Here is an 18983-nt window from a genome sequence, read left to right on the forward strand (position 1 = left end):
CGGTTGCCCATAGACTGATACCCCGTGCGTGCCGTGCTGATCGTCAACCCCAATGCCACATCCACTACGCCGGCCGGTCGAGACCTACTCGCCCACGCGCTCAAGAGCCGACTCGACCTGACCGTGGTGCACACCGACTATCGCGGTCACGCCATCGAGATCAGTCAGGCCGCGTGCCGGGACGGCATCGAGCTGGTCATCGCGCACGGTGGCGACGGAACCGTGCACGGCGTGGTGAACGGCCTGCTCGGGACACCTGGTTCGCCGCCGCCGGCACACCTGCCCGCGGTAGCGGTGGTGCCCGGCGGATCGGCGAACGTGTTCGCCCGTTCGCTGGGCATCGCGGCCGACCCGATCGCCGCCACCAACCAGCTCATCGAGCTGATCAACCCCCCCGGGGGCGACCCGGTGTGGCGCCGGATCGGCCTCATCGACTGCGGCGAGCGGTGGTCGGTCCTCAACGCCGGGATGGGCGTCGACGGCGAGGTGGTGGCCGCGGTGGAAGCCGAACGCGAGAAGGGCCACGCCGTCACCGCGCTGCGCTATATCCGCGCGGCGGTCCCCGCGGTGCTGGCGACCACCCGCCGCGCGCCGACGCTGACGCTGCAACTGGGCGACGACCAGCCGGTCGAAGGGGTGCATTTCGTGTTCGTCTCGAACTGCGCCCCGTGGACCTATGCCGACGAGCGGTGCGTATGGACCAACCCCGACACCACCTTTGAGTCGGGAATGGGCGTGTTCGCGACCACCAGCATGAAGGTTGTACCCACGCTGAGGCTGGTCCGGCAGATGCTGTCGAAACGACCGAAGCTGCGCGCCAAACAGCTCATCCGCGACGACGACGTGGCCGCGCTGCGGGTGGACGCGGGCGACACACCGATCGCGACTCAAATCGATGGCGAATATCTCGGGCTGCGTACCACGATGACGTTCCGTGCGGTTCCCGACGCGCTGAGCGTCGTCGCCCCTCCGGCAAAGAAATCCCGCTGACCTGCGGAGATAGCGCTCAAATTGCTCGATGAGCGCACAGTTAGGTCCACTGTAGTACATCCGCGCCGGCGCGCTGGGAGCAGCCCCGCGCAAACGTGACGTTGGCCACGTGATAAAGCGCACCCTTGACATCTGTCCAGGCTGTGAAACGATCGAGCGATCGGATGCAAGCCGTACTGATTTCTTGCGCCGCTTATAAGAGCCGAAAAGCAATAGCGCACCTCGCTGCGCGCAAAGTAAGGAGTTGGAGACCTATGGATTGGCGCCACAAGGCGGTCTGTCGCGACGAGGACCCGGAGCTGTTCTTCCCGGTGGGAAACAGCGGGCCGGCTCTCGCCCAGATTGCTTCCGCTAAGCAGGTCTGCACCCGTTGCTCGGTGGTCACCGAGTGCCTGACCTGGGCGCTGGAGACCGGCCAGGACGCCGGCGTGTGGGGCGGCATGAGCGAAGACGAGCGGCGTGCGCTCAAGCGTCGCAACGCTCGCACCCGGGCGCGCAGCGGGGTCTGACCCTCAGATCGACGACGACGCGGCCCCGACCTGGTCGGGGCCGCGTCGTTTTGTGTCGGGCTGGGTCGTCTTACCACGCCTGACGGAGGCGGCGACCGCCGACCGGGATACGCAGCACCATCTCGGTCCCGCCGCCCGGCGCGTCTTGGGCGGTCAGCGAGCCGTTGAGCTCCGCTGACACCAGCGTGTTGACGATCTGCAGGCCGAGCCGGTCAGAGGTTTCCAGCCGGAACCCTTCGGGCAACCCGTGACCGTCGTCGTGGACCACGACGTCGAGCCAACGCGCCGAGCGTTCGGCACGGATCGTCACGGCACGGCGGTCTGCGTCCGCGGAAAAGGCGTGCTCGATCGCGTTCTGCACCAGTTCGGTGATCACCATGATCAACGCGGTCGCCCGGTCGGCGTCCAGCGAGCCGATCGACCCGATCCGGGCGACATGGATCGGCATATCCACGCTGGCAACGTCATTCATCATCGGCAGGATCCGGTCGATCACTTTGTCAAGGTTCACCACCTCGTCGACCGACATCGACAGCGCTTCGTGGACCAGTGCGATCGACGACACCCGCCGCACCGACTCCAGTAGCGCCTCGCGTCCTTCGGTGCTGGCCGTGCGGCGGGCCTGTAGCCGTAGCAACGCCGCCACGGTCTGCAGGTTGTTCTTCACCCGATGATGGATCTCTCGAATGGTCGCGTCCTTCGAAAGCAGCGCGCGGTCGCGGCGCTTCACCTCGGTGACGTCGCGAACCAGGACCGCCGCCCCGGCCGGCTGGCCATGCACGATCAGCGGCAGGGTGCGCAGCAGCACCACCGCTCCGGCCGCGTCGACTTCGAACCGCATGCTCGACCCGCCGGACAGCGACTCACGGACATGTTCGGCCAGCTCGTGCGCCTCGAACGGGTCGGAGATCAGCGGCCGGGTGACCGCGACCAGGTCGTGGCCGGCCAGCTCGGCGGCCAGGCCCATGCGGTGGTAGGCCGACACCGCGTTCGGGCTGGCGTAACGGACCGTGCCGTCGACGGCCAGCCGGATGAAGCCGTCTCCGACCCGCGGACTCGAGCGCGACACCGCGATGTCACCGACGTCGGGGAAGGTGCCCTCGGAGAGCATGTGCACCAGGTCGGCCGCGCAATCCAAATAGGCGGCTTCCAACCGGCTGGACTCGCGGCCGCCCGTCAACGCGGTCTGGTGGGTCAGCACGGCCACGATCTGGTCGCCGTGGCGTACCGGTACCGCCTCCATATTGCGTTGTCCGGCAATGCCTTCCCGCCCAATCACCCCGGACTCGAAAGCCGCGACCGCCAGCGGTATCCACTCCGGGGCGACGACGGTGCCGACGGCGTCGCTGAGCAGCACCGTGGGCGCGGTATTGGGCCGGCACTGCGCCACGCAAACCAGTGCACCGCCGGCGTCCAGATCGCGGCGCACCCACATCAGGTAGTCGGCAAACGACAAGTCCGCCAGCAGTTGCCACTCCCCGACCACGGCATGCAGGTGGTCCACCGCGCTGCCCGGCAAAACGGTGTGTTCGGCAAGCAGGTCACCGAGTGTGGACATCGGCTAGATTGCGCCGTTCACGCCGGCTGCGATCAGCTGATCACGGCGATCAGATCGCCGGCCTGGATCACGTCACCGACCTGCACGGCTACCTTGCTGACGGTGCCCGCAGTCTCGGCCAGCACCGGGATCTCCATCTTCATCGACTCCAGCAGCACCACGGTGTCGCCCTCGTTGATCTGGTCGCCCTCGTGGACCACGACTTCGAGCACGCTGGCCACGATCTCCGCGCGAACGTCCTCGGCCATCTTCACCTCGTTCATCACCCAGTCGACGATTGCGTACATCCAAAAAGCTAGGCCCTATCGAACCACAACCCCGTCAGGCCCCCGGCGGGGCGCTCGGGTAAGCGAACTCCAAGATAAATAAGAGGATGTAGAGAGTTCGATCCGTGATCGTGTCGTGTTTCTGCTGTGACAATTGCATAGCACCGTTACTCGAGTGTTTTGAACGCGTGACGAAATCGCCGTGACGCGGCACAAGTCGAGATCGAACTTGAGGAGTAGCGCGTTGTTTGTAAACCGTTTTGCCCAGCCACGAGTGCGTCTGACCTTGATCTGCGCCGGCGCGATGACGCTGGCCACGCTCGGATTCGGTGTCGCGTCCGCCAAAGCGGCCCCGGCGCTGGTCGATGACCCCATGCCGATTCCGGCCCCGCTCGGCACCCCGGCCCCCCTCGGCACCCCGGCCCCGCTTGGTACCCCCAGCCCACTCGGCGTGCCCAGCCCGCTGGGCACCCCCAGCCCGCTGGGCATGCCCGGACCGGCCGCAGGAAGCTCAGCGGCGGGCGTGAACGCCGCGAACTCCTTCCTGCAGGTGCTCAACGGCATGCTCAACCGCGTGGTGCCCGGGGTGGGTTCGATCATGCCGACCGACGTCAGTTCGCTGACTCCGCCCGGTACCCCCATGGCGGGGACGCCCGCGCTCGAGACCCCGCCGGCCCCGCCGACTCCGCCGGCGCTGGTACCGCAGACTCTCGCGGGCGCACGGACCTTCTCCGTGCACTGAGGCGGCGGCGAGCCGGCCGTCGGATTCGCCCCGACGGCCGGCCGCGGCCCGATTAAAGTCCGAAGAAGGAATAAAAAGTCCGAAAATAAGGATAATCGACCGTGATTTGCGGCTCGCCCAGACCGGTCATCCGCGCGATTATTGCCACACCCCGTCGTGTGAGAGACTGATCAGCCGGAATGTCTGCTAGGAGGAGCCACCATGGCCAAGCGAGGCCGCAAGAAGCGCGATCGTAAGCACAGCAAAGCCAACCACGGCAAGCGACCCAACTGCGGCTCGAAGTCCGTATAAACCTCGCCGGCCAACCTGACCCGACCTCGGCTCGACGACGGCAGGCTGCGTCCGCGAGGCATGAGGCTTACCGACAAAACCGCCCAGGCTCATCGAGCCCGGGCGGTTTTCTCACGCAACGTGGCCTAGTCCCCCGCGGGGAACGTCCGGACGATCGTGGTCCGGCTGATCTCCAGCCGCACCCGTTCATAGAGACGTGACGGAGCCTTGTCGCCACTGCATTTGCGGGCGATCAGCGTCTTGATCCGTTCCTCGACACCGTAGTGCCGCAGACATCCCGGGCATTCCTCGAGGTGCCGGCGCAGTTTGGCCTTGGTCTCGGCCGTGCATTCGCCGTCCAGCAACGTCCATACTTCGGCGATCACCTCGGAACAATCGGTGTGGGTTTCGCCGGCTGCCGGCGGCGTATTGCAGTCCCGCGGGTGCTCGGTCACGACGACACCCCCTCGGGAGCCTGGCCGTCGCGGATGAATCCACGGTCGCGGGCCACATCGGCCAGCAGACTGCGCAACTGTCGTCTGCCGCGGTGCAGACGCGACATCACCGTGCCGATCGGCGTATCCATGATCTCGGCGATCTCCTTGTACGGGAATCCTTCGACGTCGGCGTAGTAGACCGCCATCCGGAACTCTTCGGGAAGCTGCTGCAGTGCCTCTTTGATCTCAGTGTCGGGCAGCGTCTCCAATGCCTCCACCTCCGCCGAGCGCAGACCCGTCGAGGAGTGTTCGGCGGTGGCCGCCAGCTGCCAGTCGGTGATCTCGTCGGTCGGGTATTCGGCGGGCGTGCGCTGCTTCTTGCGGTAGCTGTTGATGTAGGTGTTGGTCAGGATGCGGTATAGCCACGCCTTGAGGTTGGTGCCCTCCCGAAACGAGCGGAACCCCGCGTAGGCCTTGACCATGGTCTCCTGCAGCAGGTCCTCGGCGTCGGCGGGATTGCGCGTCATGCGCAGCGCGCCGCCGTAGAGCTGATCGAGCATGGGGATCGCGTCGCGTTCGAACCGTGCGGTCAGCTGCTCGTCGGTCTCATCGGAACGCACCGGGGCCGTTGTCTCCGTCGATGCTTCGGTTTCGGTACCGGACGCACTCACGCCGTCAGCCATCTCGATCGCCGCTGTCCCTTCTGTCGCGGTGCCCACAACCAGCCCAGCCGATAGCTCGCGTTCCAGCAGACCGATCGCCGTTGACATCGGCGACTCCTTTCCGATCCTAGGGCCGTGATCGAGGGCGTGGCGCAGCGGCCACACGAACTGCCTTACTCAACAGCGTCGGCCATGGCGCTATTTCCGGTCCGTATCCTGGCGCGGTGAGTCGCGCGGCAACCCGAGCTATCGCGGCCCTGATCGCGGCGCAGGTGCCCCATGAGGTGCTGCGTTACCGGCACGAGCCGGACCAGCGCGGCTTCGGAGCCGAAGCCGTTGCGCAGCTTGCCGCCGCGGGTCCGGACGGTGTGCGGCCCGAGCAGATCTTCAAGACGCTGGTGGTCGCTGTCCCGCACGGGCTGGCGGTCGCGGTGCTGCCGGTGCCGGCGAAGCTGTCGCTGAAGGCGGTCGCCGCTGCGCTGGAAGTGCCCAAGGCCGCCATGGCCGACCCGGCGGCGGCGCAGCGGGCGACCGGTTACGTGCTGGGCGGGATCTCGCCGTTCGGGCAGCGCAAAGCATTGCCGACGGTGGTGGACGCCTCGGCGCTGGGCCTCGACCGGGTGTTGTGCAGCGCTGGGCAACGCGGCTGGGACGTGGCGGTGGCACCCGCGGATCTGATCCGATTGACCGGCGCGATCACCGCCGACCTTCAGGCCCACTGACCGGGGCCGTCACCGTTCAGCCGTCCCGGACCGAGCCGGGATCGTCACGCGGTGCGGCGCCGAGGATGTCGTCGACCGTCGCAGCGAACGACAATGCGGCATCGATACCCACCGCATCCACCACTCGGGCGGCGATGCGCTGGTCGCTGACCAGGCAGAGTCTGATGCCGCGTCGTCGGCAGCCGGCCGATTCCTCGACCAGCACCGCAAATGCGCAGATTGCCATGAACTCGAGTCCGCTGGTATCGATGATCAGCGGTCCGGGAGCTGTCGCCACCTCGGCGGCCTCGCCGATCAGGCGGCGCCAGACGGCGACGTTGGACGCATCGACGCTGCCACCCGCGTGGACCAGCAGTGCGGAGCCGCGACGCTCCACAAGGACGTGCAACTCGTCTTCCGCAGGGCCCTCCGGGGCGAACGCCTCGTCCGCGCAATGCTCGGCAGTAAAGCGACCGGCCGTCATCGCGGTGATCCGAGCCGCTTCCGCCCACTCCGAATCGGTCCCGGCGCGGCGCCGAACCGCGAAACGGGTGAGTTTACGCCGTAAACCGAACAGCATGCGGTCGAAGGTACGCCGGTTGGTTTACGTTGTAAACCTCGCTGCAGCGGCTACCGGACCGAATGGCCCCACCACCACGGCCCGCCCCGCCCCACCCCGAGCGCGCCGCCGCCCCGCACGCGGCAGTCGGCGCACGGGGCGGCGTTCTCGCTTGTTAGTCCTTGAAGGCGTCCTTGATGTTCTCGCCGGCCTTCTTCAGGCTGGATTTCCCCTGGTCAGCCTTGCCCTCGTTGCGGAGGTCGTCGTCGCCGGTGACCTTGCCGGCGGCTTCTTTGGCCTTGCCCGCGACGTCCTGTGCGGCGTTCTTGGCCTTGTCTGCCAGTCCCATCGTGCAGCTCCTCCCTCATCTGACGTTGCAACACGGCACATACCCACGCTGTTTACAACGTAAACGTCGAAGGTGGCGCCGATTGCCTCAGCGACGGGCGAGCAGCAGTTCGAGTCGGTCGAGCATGGCTTCCAGCGCCTCTTCGAACTCGGCGGAGCTGCGGTCCTGCGACAACATCGGTTGCAAACGCCTCAGCTGCGGGTAGTCGGTCAGGTCGCGCCCGGGCCGCTCGCCGCTGTCATCAAGGAGTGCCTCGTCGGGGTGCAGTTCGGCGCCGCGCGCGGACACCTCCAACAGCAGGTGACCGATCAGGAATGTGGTGTAAGAGCGGTAGGCCGCCACCGCGGCGCCGTCGTCGAATCCGTAGGAGATCAGCGTATCGAGGAAGCTTTCCATCCAGCGCAGGCTGCGCAGCGGCGGCCGAACCCACGGCGCCTCCGGCGCCTGGGTGGCGACCAGCGGAAACATCTCGGGGTGATCGAGTGCGATCTGACGCACTCCGTGTGCCAGCCGCATGAGGTAGTCCTGCCAGCCGTCTTCCTGGCGCCGCGCCGCGAGTTGATCGGCGTAGAGCCGGTCGATGATGTGGTCGACGACGCCGGTGAGCAGGTCGCCGCGGCCGTGCACGTAGCGGTAGAGCGCCATCGCCTCAACCCCGCACGCCGCGCCCAGGGCACGCATCGTCAATTTCGACAGACCCTGGCGATCGATGAAGTCGATGGCCATTTCCAGGATCCCGTCACGGCTCAACTGCGCAAACGATCGCGGGCCGTCGAGACCACCGGTGTCCTCGGACAGTTCGGCCTGGGCCGCCCGACGCTGAGCACCGAGATCATCGGCATCCACGTGGACCACCCCTTTTTCACCGCACCGACGGGACGACCAGCCGACTCAGCAATTCCCAGGCGTGGTCGTCATCCCTGCCGCCTCGCAGCGGACCACAAGCCTCGGCGTACACCGATGGCGAGTTTACGTCGTAAGCCCGTCCCCGCCGGCCGAAAACGCTCCCTCTTCTGATCGGACCGATGCAACCGCACCCTGCCTTGGCCCAATACCCCGGCGAGGAGCACTTGACGCACCGCCGGACCTGAACCTACATTCGCCAAAATTGAATTGTCATTCATTCTTTCTGAATACAAACTCACCCAGGAGGCCCCGTGACCGACTACGAAGACATCACCTATGAGGTCGACGGCCCCGCCGCCGTCATCACGATCAACCGCCCGCACCGCTATAACGCTTTCCGCGGCCAAACCGTGGAGGAAATGGTCAAGGCGTTCCGGGCAGCCTGGGCTGACACCCGGGTCGCGGTGATCATCCTGACTGGGGCCGGCGAGAAGGCATTCTGCACCGGAGGCGACGTCAAACAGCGCGCCGAGACCGGGGATTACGGACCCACCGAGAGCGGCATGTTCGAGATCGGCTACCTGCACAAGCTGATTCGCGATGTGCCCAAGCCGGTGATCGCCGCGGTCAACGGCGTCGCCATCGGCGGCGGTCATGTGCTGCACGTGCTCTGCGACCTCTCGATAGCTTCGGAGACCGCCAAGTTCGGTCAGGCCGGCCCCCGGGTCGGATCCTTCGACGCCGGATTCGGCTCGGCGTACCTGGCTCGCGTCGTCGGCGAGAAGCGCGCGCGGGAACTCTGGTACCTGTGCCGGCAGTACGACGCCGCCACCGCCGAACGCTGGGGACTGGTGAACTGGGTGGTTCCGGCCGAGCGACTGCTCGACGAGGCCAAGGCCGTCGCCGCCGAGATCGCCGAAAAGAGCCCGACCGCACTGCGTTTCCTCAAACAGTCCTTCAATGCCGACACCGACCACCAGGCCGGCCTGAGCAACATGGCGATGTCGGCGCTGGAGATCTTCGTGCACACCGACGAGGGCAGGGAGGGCGCCGCGGCGTTCGCCGAGAAGCGTCCCGCCGACTTCGGCCAGTTCATCACGGCCTGACGCCGACCAGGACAGGACTGATTCATGAGCAATTCTCTCGCGCTGGTCACCGGAGCCGGATCGGGTATCGGCAAGGCGATCACCCTGGCGTTCGCCGCACAAGGTGACCGGGTGATCGCCGCCGATCTCGACCTCGCTGCGGCCGAGGCCACCGCCGCCCAGCAGCCCGAGCTCATCACCGCGTTGCCGGTCGACGTCGCCGATCGCGCGCAGGTCGACGCGTTACGCGACCGGGCGCACGCCGAGATCGGTGTGCCAACGGTGGTGGTCAACGCCGCCGGGTGGGATCGGACCGACCAATTTCTCAACGCCACAACGGAATTCGCCGAGAAGGTGGTGGCAATCAACTACCTCGGGCCAGTTCACGTCTGCAGCGCCTTCCTGCCGGGGATGATCGCGGCAGGCGGGGGCGGACGCGTCGTCAATCTGGCCAGCGACGCCGGACGGGTCGGCAGCGCGGGCGAAAGCATCTACGCCGGCGCCAAGGGCGGAGTGATCGCACTGACCAAATCACTGGCCCGGGAGATGGCCCGCCACGCGATCACCGTCAACTGCGTGTGTCCGGGGCCGACCGACACCCCGCTGTTCGCGGCCCAGCCGGAGAAGCTGAAAGAGGCTTTGATCAAGGCGATTCCGTTCCGACGACTGGCGCGGCCCGAAGAGGTCGCCGCCCCGGTGCTGTTCTTCGCCTCCGCTGCCGCATCGTTCATCACCGGTCAGGTGATCAGCGTCAGCGGTGGTCTGACCATGGCGGGCTGAACGATGACCACGTTGGAGTACAACGCCGAGCACCGGCAGTTCCGGGAGATGGTCGCTGAATTCGTGCGGCGAAGCGTCGTCGGCGCCCACGAGGACCGGGAGCGATCCGGCTGCTGGGACCGCGCCCTGTTCACCGAGGCCGGCCGCCTGGGCCTGCTGGGCTTCCCGGTGGCCGAGGAATTCGGCGGCCCGGGCATCCACGACTTCCGCTACCACGCCATCGTGATCGAAGAACTGCAGCGAGCCGGAGCGGCCGCCGAAGCCATCGCGTTCTCCCTGCAGAACGACGTGGTGCTGCCGTACCTGACCGACCTCACCACCCCCGAGCAGCAAAAGCGCTGGCTACCTGGGGTGGTGACCGGCGAGACGGTGCTCGGCATCGCGATGACCGAGCCCGGCGCCGGCAGCGACCTCGCGGGCATCCGCACCACGGCCCGCCGTGACGGCGAGTCCTACGTCGTCAACGGCGCGAAGACCTTCATCTCCAACGGCCAAACCGGTGATCTGTTCGTCGTCGCGGTGCGCACCGGGGAAGACCGGCACCGCGGACTGTCGCTGCTGGTGGTCGAGGCCGACACACCGGGCCTCGACCGCGGGCGCAATCTGGAGAAGATCGGCCTGCACGCCCAGGACACCAGCGAACTGACCTTCACCGACATGCGGGTGCCAGCGGCAAACCTGCTCGGCGAGGAGGGACAGGGCTTCTATCAGCTGGTCCGCAACCTGCCGCAGGAGCGGCTGTCGTTGGGAGTCGGCGCGGTCGCGGCCGCCGAGGGCGTGCTGCGCGACACGCTGGACTACGTGAAGCAACGCCAGGCGTTCGGCTCGCCCATCGCGGGGTTCCAGAACACTCAGTTCGTGCTCGCCGAGGTCGCCACCGAACTCGACGTCGCGCGGACCTTCCTCGACGACTGCATCGCCGAACACCTACGGGGCGACCTGACCGCGGCCCGCGCCGCCAAGCTGAAGTGGTGGACCACCGACCTGCAGGTGCGCACCGCGGATCGTTGCCTGCAGCTGTTCGGCGGTTACGGTTACATGCGCGAATACCCGGTATCGCGGGCCTTCGTCGACGCCCGCATCCAGACCATCTACGGCGGCACCAACGAGATCATGAAGACGATCATCGCCAAGGACCTGGGGATCTGATTTGGCCGATAGGAGCACGCCTTGACCATCGACTACGGCCAACTGCCCGTCGAAGAGGCGGTACGCGCGGCCCGGACCGATTCGCGGCGTCGCCAGATCCTTGATGCGGCAGTCAAAGTCATGCAGAAGACCGGCTTCCACCAGATGTCGATGCAAGACCTGGCCACCGAGGCCGACGTGAGCGTGGGCCTGATCTACAAGTACTTTTCCGGCAAGGAAGATCTGCTGCTGGCGACCATCGTGCGGATCCAGGACGCGTTCAGCGATCAACTCTCCCCCGTCATCGCCGACGCGGGCGACGATCCCGTCCAGCAGTTGACAGCCGGTATCCGGCGCTACATCGAGATCGTCGATGAGAACCTGGACGCGGTGGTGCTGACCTACCGGGAGAGCCGCACCCTGGACTCGGCGGGGCGGACCAAGATCAAGGAACTCGAGATCGCGAGCGCCGCACCGCTTCGCGCCGTCATCGAGGCTGGGATCGCCGCCGGGGCGTTCCACGACGTCGACGTCGACCTCATCGTTTTCGACATCATGCTGCTCGCACACGGCTGGGCCCTCAAACGCTGGCACTTCGGCGAGCTGTACACCCTCGATGAGTACATCGGCCTACAGACGCGCTTCACGCTCGACTCGCTGCTCCGCGACGGCGGCACCGGCCGGTAGCCCGGGCTCCATACGGGGACGAAAACATCCCCGGAGCACCACCACGGTGGCCGCCGCGGCATAGGCTGACAGGCATGCCCAACTCAGGCCCTCTCTCCGGTAAAACCATGTTCATTTCGGGCGCCAGCCGTGGCATCGGACTGGCGATCGCCAAGCGGGCCGCCCGCGACGGCGCCAACATCGCGCTGATCGCCAAGACCGCCGAGCCCCACCCCAAGCTCGACGGCACGATCTACACCGCGGCCGCCGAGATCGAAGAGGCCGGCGGGCAGGCGCTGCCGATCGTCGGCGACATCCGTGACGGAGACTCCGTGGCCGGTGCCGTGGCCACCGCCGTCGAGCGGTTCGGCGCCATCGACATCTGTGTGAACAACGCCTCGGCGATCAACCTGGGTTCGATCCTCGAGGTACCGCTGAAGCGCTTCGACCTGATGAACGGCATCGAGGTGCGCGGCACCTACGCAGTGTCGCAGGCCTGCATTCCGCACATGATCGGCCGCGAGAATCCGCACATCCTGACCCTGTCCCCGCCGATCCGGCTGGAGCCCCAATGGCTCAAGCCCACCGCGTACATGATGGCCAAATTCGGGATGACGTTGTGCGCCCTGGGCATGGCCGAGGAACTGCGCGGGCACGGGATCGCCTCCAACACGCTGTGGCCGCGCACCATGATCGCGACCGCCGCGGTGCAGAACCTGCTCGGCGGCGACGAGGCGATGGCCCGGTCCCGCACCCCCGAGATCTACGCCGACGCCGCATACGCCATCGTGACCAAGCCGGCCCGCGACTACACCGGCAACTCCCTGCTGTGCGAGGACGTGCTGGTGGACTCCGGTGTCACCGATCTGTCGGTCTATGACTGCGTGCCCGGCAGCGACTTGGGCGTGGACCTGTGGGTCGACACCGTCAACCCGCCGGGGTACGTGCAGAGCTGACCCCGGCCCCGCCGCCACCGGTCGGGATGACCAGCCTGAAGCAGGCGCCCCCGTCGTGCGGAACACAGGTCAGCGTCCCGCCGTGTGCGACAGCCAGCGCCCGCGCGATCGGCAGCCCCAGTCCCGCACCGCCGTGGTCACGGCCGCGGGCGCTGTCCAGGCGCACCAGCCGATCGAAGATCCGCTCGGCGTCCTCGGTGCGAACACCGATGCCGGTGTCGGTGACCACCACCGCGACACCACCGCCGTCTCGACCGACATCGACATTGATCCGCCCGCCGGGTGCGGTGTAGCGGCGCGCGTTGTCGAGCAGGTTGGACAGAATCTGCGCCACCCGCGTGGGATCGACCCGGACGGTGACGGAGTCCACGCCGGTGCGCCCGATTCGCAGTTGCGGGGCAAGCAGCGCGGCTCGATCCAGTTGGGTGTCGACGATGCCGACCAGATCGGTGTCTTTGAGCTCCAGCGGCAGCCCCGCGTCGATGTAGCTCAGGTCCAGCATGTCGGTGACCAGCCGGGTTGCCCGCCGTGCCTCGGTCAACAGCAGGCTGGCGCGACGATGCTGGCGAAGCACTTCGGGTTCGATTGCGTCGTCGCTGATGGACGGGCCGACATGCACGCTGACGTTGCCGGCAATCTGCTCCGCGGCGGCCTGCATTCCCGCTATCGGAGTGCGCAGCTCGTGGGCAGCATCGGCGAGAAAACGCCGTACCGCCGCTTCCGCTCGCTGCGCCCCCTGCGCGGCGCGCTGCGCCCGCTTCTCGGAGTCCTCCAGCTCGTCGAGCATGTCATCGAAAGCTTCTGCAGCCCTGCCCAGTTCGGTCTTGGGGCGGTCGGGGCGCAGTCGACGGCCCCGGTCTCCGGTGGTGATGTCGCGGGCGAGATCGGTGAGACGGTCCAGCGGCGCGAGCAGCGCTCGGCTCGCGGCGGCCAGCAGCGTCGATGCGAGCAGCAGGGTCCCCACGCCGGCCTCGATCATCAGGCGCCGCAATCTGCGCAGCGTCTCATCGGACTCGGTGGTGTCGGCGACCAGGATCACCCGGTCGCCGTTGGCCAACGGATGTACCAGGACCGTCGCGGTGTCGTCGGGCTCCAGTGGCGGAGCCGGAATCTTCGATCCGGTGGTGGCGTCGGGCTCGATCGCGGGATCGCCGTAGCTGGTGCCGTCGGCGGTGACGACCAGAGCGGCGATGATGCCGCCGTTGAGTTGTTCCGACATCTGTTCAGCCGAGATTCCCAGTGCCACCAAGGAATCCGCTCGCGCCGTGGCCGCTGCCAGCCGTTCGTGCACGCTGCGCGTTGCCAGCGCGGTCAAGGTGGCGTTGATCACCAGCCCCATCGCCAGCATCAGCACTGCGAGCAGCGCCAGCACCATCACCGTCAGCCGGCGCCGTAGCGAGGGGGTGGCGGTCATGAACCCGAAAGTTCCAGCCGGTAACCGATCCCGCGCACCGTATGCAGGATCCGCGGTCCGTGCGCCTCGAGCTTTTGCCGCAGCCCGCTGATGTGGACCTGCACCAGGTTGGGGTCGTAGGCCTCATAACCCCATACCGCGTTGAGGATCTGTGCGCTGCTGACGATGCGGCCTCGTTGTTCGACAAGGTAGATCAGGACTCGCAGCTCAGTGGCGGTCAAGCCCAGCGGGGTGCCCGACCGGGAGGCCACTCCGGCGTCGACGTCGACCATCAGATCGCCGAACTGCACGGCAGCCGGCAACCGGCCCCGTCGGCGTAGCACCGCACCGACCCGCGACACCAGTTCGGCCAGCTCGAACGGCTTGACCACGTAATCGTCGGCGCCGCCGTCAAGACCGCGCAGCCGGTCGGGTAAGCCGTCGCGCGCGGTGAGCAGCACCACCCCCACCTCGCCCCAACGCAGGATCACGTCCATCAGCGCGAAGCCGTCGCGCCCCGGCAGCATGACGTCGAGCACCACCAGATCCGGCCGGAAGCCGTCCAGCACCTCCTCCAGCCCGTGCCCGTCGGGCTGGGTGTCGGTGAGGTAGCCGGCATCGGCCAGCGCCTCGCTGACCATCTCGCGGATGGTCTCGGAGTCCTCTACAACCAGCACCCGCGGCGTCCCCACGCTGAAGGGCGTACCGCCGCGACGGTCGGCGGACCGGGAATCGGCCATGGTCCATTGATAACACCGTGACGCCCCGTTGGGCATCCAACTGGTGCAGCTTTCGCCCACCGTCGCGGTCTTCAGGTTCACTTCAAGTTGGCTGTCTACGGTCACGGTGACCGAGTACGCCCGGCGACCCGTCGCACCGGCGCGAACACCGGGGAAATTCAGGAGACACGATGACGGCTACTACCAACAGGACTGTCTGACAATGGATTTCGCAATGCTGCCGCCAGAGGTCAACTCGAGCCGGATGTATTCGGGGGCGGGAGCGCAGCCGTTGCTGGCCGCAGCCACCGCCTGGAGCGCCCTGGCCGCCGAACTGAACGGCATGGGTCTGGCGTATGACTCGATGATCGACGAGCTGTCCGCCGGCTGGGCCGGGCCCAGCGCCGCCGCGATGGCCGCCGCGGCGGCACCGTACGCCCAGTGGATGCATGCCACCGCGGCCCAGGCCGAACACACCGCTTCGGCGGCCAGGACGGCTGCCGCCGCCTACGACGCGGCGTTCGCGATGACCGTGCCTCCCCCGGCGGTCACCGCCAACCGCACCCAGATGGTGTCCCTGCTGACCACCAACTACTTGGGTCAAAACACCGCTGCCATCGCCGCCACCGACGCCCAGTACTACGAAATGTGGGCCCAGGACGCCACCGCCATGTACGGCTACGCCACCAACTCCGCCGCTGCCACCAGACTGGCCCCGTTCACCCAGCCGCCGCGCACCACCAATCCCGCCGGGGCGGCAAATCAGGCCGGTGCGGTCGGCCAGGCCGCCGCCACCGCAACCGGCAGCCACGCCGATACCGCCGTCGCCGCGATCACCCAGGCCCTGCAGGGCCTCAGCGCGCCGGGATCGGCGGCGGCGATGGAGCCCGGGCTGGCGGCGTCCTACCTGGCGTTGGCCTCCAGCTTGTTCGGCACCTTCGTCATCGACTCGGCCGGAACCTTCGGCGTGGACGCGGCCGGCACCTTCGGGATCGACCTGATCGGCGTCGGCGAGATCGAGAGCGAACTGCTGCCGGAGATGGAGATGTTCGAAGCGCTGGAACCGGTGAGCGCCGAACTGGGCGAAGCCGCCACGCTCAGCGGACTGTCGGTCCCGCAGTCCTGGGCCACCGCGGCGCCGACGACGACCGTGATCCAGCAGGTCGGCGGCGCGTTGCCGACCGCCGCGCCAGGTGCGGTCCCCACCGCCGCAGCCGGCGCCACCGCTCTGCCACTGGCCGCCATCGGCGCCGCCGGACTGGCCGGCCGGGCCACCGCCGGCTTCGGCCGGGGCCGCCGCGGCAACACCAGTCCGAAACCAACCCCCAAACGGGCGCCGCGCGGCATCGTCAAACAGCGTGACCAACCCGAGCAGCCGGAGAAACCCCCGGTTCGGCCGTTGGGCGGCCCGATCACCCGGATCTCCGGCGAGCTGCGAGAGCTGGCCGACCTGCGCGATGCCGGAATCCTCACCGAAGAAGAGTTCACCCAGGAAAAGCAGCGCCTCCTCGGCCGGTAGCAGCTATGGATTTCGCACTGTTGCCGCCGGAGGTCAACTCCGGCCGAATGTATTCCGGCGCGGGCGCCGGCCCCTTGCTGGCCGCGGCGTCGTCCTGGGATGCGCTGGGCGCCGAACTGCACGCCGCGGGACTCGCCTACACCTCGGTGCTCACCGAACTGAGCTCCGGCTGGGCAGGCCCCAGCGCGCGGGCAATGGCCGCCGCCGCGGCCCCGTACGCCCAGTGGCTGTACACCGCCGCGATCCAGGCCGAGGAGACTGCCATCGCGGCCCGCGCCGCGACCGCCGCCTACGAGTCCGCTTTCGCCATGACCGTGCCGCCGCCGGTCATCGCCGCCAACCGCAGCCTGCTGATGACGCTGGTCGCGACCAACTTCCTGGGCCAGAACACGCCGGCGATCGCGGCCACCGAGGCCCACTACTACGAGATGTGGGCCCAGGACGCCACCGCCATGTATGGCTACGCCGCCGGCGCCGCCGCCGCCAGCAGGCTGACCCCGTTCCGTCAACCACCGCGCACCACCAACTCCGCTGCTGCGTCGGCCCAGTCAGCGGCCGTCATGCAGGCGGCCGCCACCACCTCGGAGGGCCACGGCGAGGGCGTCATCACCACTGTCACCCATGCGCTGGAATCCTCGTCGGCCCTGGCCGAAGCCGTTGGCGCGGACGCGCTCTTGATCAGCGAACCCGCGATGGAGGTCGGCATCGCCGGGGTCGAGCTGGTTGTCGACTCGATGGGCACGTTCGGCATCGACGCGCTCGGCACGTTCTTGTTCGACGCGATGGGTGCCGCCGAGATCGGCCAGGAGTTGCTGCGCGCCGCGATGACCGGCGCGCTGCCGATCTCGGCCAACCTGGCCTCGGCGACGTCGATCAGCGGCCTGTCGGTGCCGCTGGCCTGGGCGTCGGCCGCACCGGCGGTGGTGGCTCCGCAGATCGGCATGTCGCTGGTCTCCGTCGGCACGGCAGCCGGGACGTCCGCCGTCCCGGCCGTCGCCGCCGGCGAGATGATGATCCCCGCGGTGGGCATGACTGCGGCCGGCGTGGCCGGAAGGGCCGGAGCGGGCGCCGCCAGCGGCCGCCGTATCCCGACTGCCGGTACCACCGCCCCGGCGCCGGCACGGCCGGCCGACGAGCTGCCGGAGTTGCCGGCACACTCAGCGCTCGGCCTGTTGATGGGGGCGGACATCGAACTGCGTGAGCTGGCCGAGCTGCGCAACGCCGGGATTATCACCGACGAGGAGTACGCGCTGGAAAAGCGCAGCCTGGTCGGACGTTAGAGCAGGTAGGCCTGCTCGGGTTGCGGCTCGGCCGGTGCGATCAGCTCAGCTGAGTTGTTTCGCACGCTGTTGACCAGCGTCGAGACTTCACGTACCGCGATCCCTGCCGCGTCCGGCGGGCGGGCCAGCAGGGTGGTGTCGATCGCCGCGTCCGGATCCAACCAGGTGTCCCAATGGTTTTCGGGTAACAGCAAGGGCATCCGGTCGTGAATCCCGGCGAGTTCGCCGACGGCCGCAGTGGTGATGATCGCGACGCTGAGCACCGCGTCGGCGGACCGGTTGGGGCGCCAGACCGACCACAGGCCGGCCGCAAACAGCATCGCGCCGTCACCGTGGATGTAGAACGGCGTCTTGCGGGCCTTGGGCCCGCCCGGCTCGCTGCGCCATTCGTAGTAGCCGTCCATCGGCACCAGGCAGCGCCGCCGCTGCGCGGACGCGGAGTACACCGGTGAGGTGGTGACCTTCTCGGCACGGGCGTTGATCAGCAACGGGCCGCCGGACACCGGCGCGCCGTCGGGACCGGCTTTCGTCCACGGCGGCACCAGTCCCCAGCGCATCAGCCGCAGCCGCCGCGTCGGTGCGTCGCCGGGTATAGAGTGCCGGCTGACCAGGGCCGCGATCGGGTCGGTGGGCGCTACGTTGTAGTTCGGGCCCGTGTCGGCGTCGGCCGGCATCTCGTTGACCGCATCGATGCGCGTGGCCAGCAACGCCGGATCGGTGGTCACCGCGAAACGCCCGCACATACCTTCATGGTGACAGCTCGTCGATCCGGGTAGCGGTGACCGCCCAGAACGGCATGTGCACCAGGTTGTCTTCGAGCAGCGGTTGCAGGTACGCGAACCGCTCGGCCAGCGCGCGCACACCGTCCAGCAGGTCCTCGCGGCCCATCGCCTCCATCACCGCGACCATGTCGGTGAACGCAGTCGGTTCAAAAGTCCCCTGATAGGTCGTGGTGCCGATGTGGTCGATCCGCCACCCGGCGGATTCGAGCAGCGGACCGAAGCGCTCCGGCGACAACCCGTCCAATTGCCAGCCGTTGACGTTGTGGCGCCCGGCTTCGAACATGAACAGCCGGCCTTGGGGCCTGGTCGCCCGGTGCAGGCTGCGCGCGTAGCGCAACTGGGTTTCTTCGTCGTCCTGGAACAGGTGGTAGAACGCGCTGTCGACCACGGTGTCGAACCGGCCGTCGAACCCGACGAGGTCCACCGCGTCGGCCACCTGGAAGTCGACTGTCACACCGGCTTGGGCGGCGTTACGTCGCGCGACCGCGATGGCGGCCGGGGAAAGATCCAGTCCTGTTGTCGAATAGCCATGGGCCGCATAGTGAATCGCGTGGTGACCGGAGCCGGTTCCGGGGTCGAGGACTTCCCCGCGCAGCGCGCCGCACGCCACCAGTTGCTGCACCACCGGCTGCGGACGGCCGATGTCCCACGGCTCGGGAGGGCTTGCCGGCGCCGCGGCGCCGAGCTCGGTATCGCTGTTCATCGCCCCCAACTGTGCGCGAGCCCGGTTAACGAAATCAGAACGCGCGGTGTACGAACGGCGACAGTCGCCCCGGTGATGGCAAG

Annotated in this window: 23 protein-coding genes; 12 read left to right on the forward strand and 11 right to left on the reverse strand. The window is 67.9% G+C overall.

The annotated features are described in order from the left end of the window. Positions 1 to 24 precede the first annotated feature (24 nt). Entirely contained in the window at positions 25 to 990 is a 966-nt protein-coding gene (locus tag K3U94_RS16700) for a diacylglycerol/lipid kinase family protein (protein WP_220694436.1), read from the forward strand. Between the two features lie 254 nt (positions 991 to 1244). Next, the gene (locus tag K3U94_RS16705) at positions 1245 to 1499 is read left to right on the forward strand and encodes a WhiB family transcriptional regulator (RefSeq protein ID WP_024443658.1); all 255 of its coding nucleotides are present in this window, start codon (positions 1245 to 1247) and stop codon (positions 1497 to 1499) included. A gap of 70 nt (positions 1500 to 1569) precedes the next feature. Here the strand turns inward: K3U94_RS16705 and pdtaS are convergent, their stop codons facing one another. Continuing rightward, complete coding sequence (pdtaS, locus tag K3U94_RS16710) at positions 1570 to 3057, reverse strand: two-component system sensor histidine kinase PdtaS (protein WP_047318896.1); 1488 nt, start codon at positions 3055 to 3057, stop codon at positions 1570 to 1572. A 32-nt stretch (positions 3058 to 3089) separates the two neighbouring features. After that, complete coding sequence (locus K3U94_RS16715) at positions 3090 to 3305, reverse strand: biotin/lipoyl-binding carrier protein (protein ID WP_220696840.1); 216 nt, start codon at positions 3303 to 3305, stop codon at positions 3090 to 3092. Between the two features lie 292 nt (positions 3306 to 3597). On the opposite strand from K3U94_RS16715, the gene K3U94_RS16720 reads away from it, so the two are divergent. Then, complete coding sequence (locus K3U94_RS16720) at positions 3598 to 4065, forward strand: hypothetical protein (RefSeq protein ID WP_220694437.1); 468 nt, start codon at positions 3598 to 3600, stop codon at positions 4063 to 4065. A gap of 201 nt (positions 4066 to 4266) precedes the next feature. Then, positions 4267 to 4356 (forward strand): 50S ribosomal protein bL37, encoded by a 90-nt coding sequence (locus K3U94_RS24445; RefSeq protein ID WP_109519535.1) that lies wholly within the window; start codon positions 4267 to 4269, stop codon positions 4354 to 4356. 125 nt (positions 4357 to 4481) lie between these two features. Here the strand turns inward: K3U94_RS24445 and rsrA are convergent, their stop codons facing one another. Together rsrA and K3U94_RS16730 are read right to left on the reverse strand one after the other, a co-directional pair. Next, positions 4482 to 4790, reverse strand: a complete 309-nt coding sequence (gene rsrA, locus K3U94_RS16725; protein WP_047318853.1) for a mycothiol system anti-sigma-R factor — start codon at positions 4788 to 4790, stop codon at positions 4482 to 4484. After that, entirely contained in the window at positions 4787 to 5455 is a 669-nt protein-coding gene (locus K3U94_RS16730) for a sigma-70 family RNA polymerase sigma factor (protein WP_434084930.1), read from the reverse strand. The genes rsrA and K3U94_RS16730 overlap by 4 nt, the downstream gene beginning before the upstream one ends. Before the next feature lie 203 nt (positions 5456 to 5658). On the opposite strand from K3U94_RS16730, the gene K3U94_RS16735 reads away from it, so the two are divergent. After that, entirely contained in the window at positions 5659 to 6156 is a 498-nt protein-coding gene (locus K3U94_RS16735; protein WP_220694438.1) for an aminoacyl-tRNA deacylase, read from the forward strand. 16 nt (positions 6157 to 6172) lie between these two features. Here K3U94_RS16735 and K3U94_RS16740 read toward each other — a convergent pair whose 3' ends face one another. The 3 genes from K3U94_RS16740 to K3U94_RS16750 all read right to left on the reverse strand — a co-directional run bounded on the left by K3U94_RS16740 (position 6173) and on the right by K3U94_RS16750 (position 7769). Continuing rightward, entirely contained in the window at positions 6173 to 6715 is a 543-nt protein-coding gene (locus K3U94_RS16740) for an anti-sigma factor antagonist (protein ID WP_220694439.1), read from the reverse strand. 154 nt (positions 6716 to 6869) lie between these two features. Further along, positions 6870 to 7043, reverse strand: a complete 174-nt coding sequence (locus K3U94_RS16745; protein WP_047318850.1) for a CsbD family protein — start codon at positions 7041 to 7043, stop codon at positions 6870 to 6872. An 87-nt stretch (positions 7044 to 7130) separates the two neighbouring features. Further along, positions 7131 to 7769: a TetR/AcrR family transcriptional regulator gene (locus K3U94_RS16750; protein WP_082134023.1), complete on the reverse strand. Its 639-nt coding sequence runs from the start codon at positions 7767 to 7769 to the stop codon at positions 7131 to 7133. 431 nt (positions 7770 to 8200) lie between these two features. Here K3U94_RS16750 and K3U94_RS16755 point away from each other — a divergent pair, with 431 nt between their 5' ends. From K3U94_RS16755 to K3U94_RS16775, 5 genes are all read left to right on the forward strand, one after another. Further along, positions 8201 to 8995: an enoyl-CoA hydratase-related protein gene (locus K3U94_RS16755; protein WP_220694440.1), complete on the forward strand. Its 795-nt coding sequence runs from the start codon at positions 8201 to 8203 to the stop codon at positions 8993 to 8995. Positions 8996 to 9019: 24 nt separating this feature from the next. After that, positions 9020 to 9754, forward strand: coding sequence for an SDR family NAD(P)-dependent oxidoreductase (locus K3U94_RS16760; RefSeq protein WP_220694441.1), 735 nt, complete (start codon positions 9020 to 9022; stop codon positions 9752 to 9754). A gap of 3 nt (positions 9755 to 9757) precedes the next feature. Further along, positions 9758 to 10903, forward strand: coding sequence for an acyl-CoA dehydrogenase family protein (locus tag K3U94_RS16765; RefSeq protein ID WP_220694442.1), 1146 nt, complete (start codon positions 9758 to 9760; stop codon positions 10901 to 10903). 21 nt (positions 10904 to 10924) lie between these two features. Then, positions 10925 to 11569, forward strand: coding sequence for a TetR/AcrR family transcriptional regulator (locus K3U94_RS16770; RefSeq protein ID WP_047318846.1), 645 nt, complete (start codon positions 10925 to 10927; stop codon positions 11567 to 11569). A gap of 74 nt (positions 11570 to 11643) precedes the next feature. Further along, positions 11644 to 12504 (forward strand): SDR family oxidoreductase, encoded by an 861-nt coding sequence (locus tag K3U94_RS16775; protein WP_082134013.1) that lies wholly within the window; start codon positions 11644 to 11646, stop codon positions 12502 to 12504. On the opposite strand, the gene K3U94_RS16780 is transcribed toward K3U94_RS16775, so the two are convergent. Next, positions 12476 to 13918: a sensor histidine kinase gene (locus tag K3U94_RS16780; protein WP_220694443.1), complete on the reverse strand. Its 1443-nt coding sequence runs from the start codon at positions 13916 to 13918 to the stop codon at positions 12476 to 12478. The two genes, K3U94_RS16775 and K3U94_RS16780, sit on opposite strands and share 29 nt — an antisense overlap. Further along, entirely contained in the window at positions 13915 to 14637 is a 723-nt protein-coding gene (locus K3U94_RS16785) for a response regulator transcription factor (protein ID WP_047318893.1), read from the reverse strand. The genes K3U94_RS16780 and K3U94_RS16785 overlap by 4 nt, the downstream gene beginning before the upstream one ends. Before the next feature lie 202 nt (positions 14638 to 14839). On the opposite strand from K3U94_RS16785, the gene K3U94_RS16790 reads away from it, so the two are divergent. Further along, a complete protein-coding gene (locus K3U94_RS16790) occupies positions 14840 to 16135 on the forward strand; it encodes a PPE family protein, SVP subgroup (protein ID WP_220694444.1) in 1296 nt (431 codons plus the stop codon). Between the two features lie 5 nt (positions 16136 to 16140). After that, entirely contained in the window at positions 16141 to 17415 is a 1275-nt protein-coding gene (locus K3U94_RS16795) for a PPE domain-containing protein (protein ID WP_220694445.1), read from the forward strand. Here the strand turns inward: K3U94_RS16795 and K3U94_RS16800 are convergent. Both K3U94_RS16800 and K3U94_RS16805 read right to left on the reverse strand, forming a co-directional pair. Continuing rightward, positions 17412 to 18158 carry an SOS response-associated peptidase gene (locus K3U94_RS16800; RefSeq protein ID WP_220694446.1) on the reverse strand — a complete coding sequence of 249 codons (747 nt, stop codon included), beginning with the start codon at positions 18156 to 18158 and terminating at the stop codon, positions 17412 to 17414. The two genes, K3U94_RS16795 and K3U94_RS16800, sit on opposite strands and share 4 nt — an antisense overlap. Before the next feature lie 4 nt (positions 18159 to 18162). After that, positions 18163 to 18900: a class I SAM-dependent methyltransferase gene (locus tag K3U94_RS16805; protein WP_220694447.1), complete on the reverse strand. Its 738-nt coding sequence runs from the start codon at positions 18898 to 18900 to the stop codon at positions 18163 to 18165. Between the last annotated feature and the right edge of the window lie 83 nt (positions 18901 to 18983).

The organism is Mycolicibacter heraklionensis, assembly GCF_019645815.1.
GTDB lineage: Bacteria > Actinomycetota > Actinomycetes > Mycobacteriales > Mycobacteriaceae > Mycobacterium > Mycobacterium heraklionense.

Coding starts and splice junctions, on each gene's coding strand:
- K3U94_RS16795 (WP_220694445.1), top strand. CDS start 16,141: ATGGATTTCGCACTGTTGCCGCCGGAGGTCAACTCCGGCCGAATGTAT.
- K3U94_RS16800 (WP_220694446.1), bottom strand. CDS start 18,158: ATGTGCGGGCGTTTCGCGGTGACCACCGATCCGGCGTTGCTGGCCACG.
- K3U94_RS16780 (WP_220694443.1), bottom strand. CDS start 13,918: ATGACCGCCACCCCCTCGCTACGGCGCCGGCTGACGGTGATGGTGCTG.
- K3U94_RS16705 (WP_024443658.1), top strand. CDS start 1,245: ATGGATTGGCGCCACAAGGCGGTCTGTCGCGACGAGGACCCGGAGCTG.
- K3U94_RS16750 (WP_082134023.1), bottom strand. CDS start 7,769: ATGGCCATCGACTTCATCGATCGCCAGGGTCTGTCGAAATTGACGATG.
- K3U94_RS16765 (WP_220694442.1), top strand. CDS start 9,758: ATGACCACGTTGGAGTACAACGCCGAGCACCGGCAGTTCCGGGAGATG.
- K3U94_RS16805 (WP_220694447.1), bottom strand. CDS start 18,900: ATGAACAGCGATACCGAGCTCGGCGCCGCGGCGCCGGCAAGCCCTCCC.
- K3U94_RS16715 (WP_220696840.1), bottom strand. CDS start 3,305: ATGGCCGAGGACGTTCGCGCGGAGATCGTGGCCAGCGTGCTCGAAGTC.
- K3U94_RS24445 (WP_109519535.1), top strand. CDS start 4,267: ATGGCCAAGCGAGGCCGCAAGAAGCGCGATCGTAAGCACAGCAAAGCC.
- K3U94_RS16760 (WP_220694441.1), top strand. CDS start 9,020: ATGAGCAATTCTCTCGCGCTGGTCACCGGAGCCGGATCGGGTATCGGC.
- K3U94_RS16730 (WP_434084930.1), bottom strand. CDS start 5,455: ATGGCTGACGGCGTGAGTGCGTCCGGTACCGAAACCGAAGCATCGACG.
- K3U94_RS16790 (WP_220694444.1), top strand. CDS start 14,840: ATGGATTTCGCAATGCTGCCGCCAGAGGTCAACTCGAGCCGGATGTAT.
- K3U94_RS16745 (WP_047318850.1), bottom strand. CDS start 7,043: ATGGGACTGGCAGACAAGGCCAAGAACGCCGCACAGGACGTCGCGGGC.
- pdtaS (WP_047318896.1), bottom strand. CDS start 3,057: ATGTCCACACTCGGTGACCTGCTTGCCGAACACACCGTTTTGCCGGGC.
- K3U94_RS16740 (WP_220694439.1), bottom strand. CDS start 6,715: ATGCTGTTCGGTTTACGGCGTAAACTCACCCGTTTCGCGGTTCGGCGC.
- K3U94_RS16775 (WP_082134013.1), top strand. CDS start 11,644: ATGCCCAACTCAGGCCCTCTCTCCGGTAAAACCATGTTCATTTCGGGC.
- K3U94_RS16785 (WP_047318893.1), bottom strand. CDS start 14,637: ATGGCCGATTCCCGGTCCGCCGACCGTCGCGGCGGTACGCCCTTCAGC.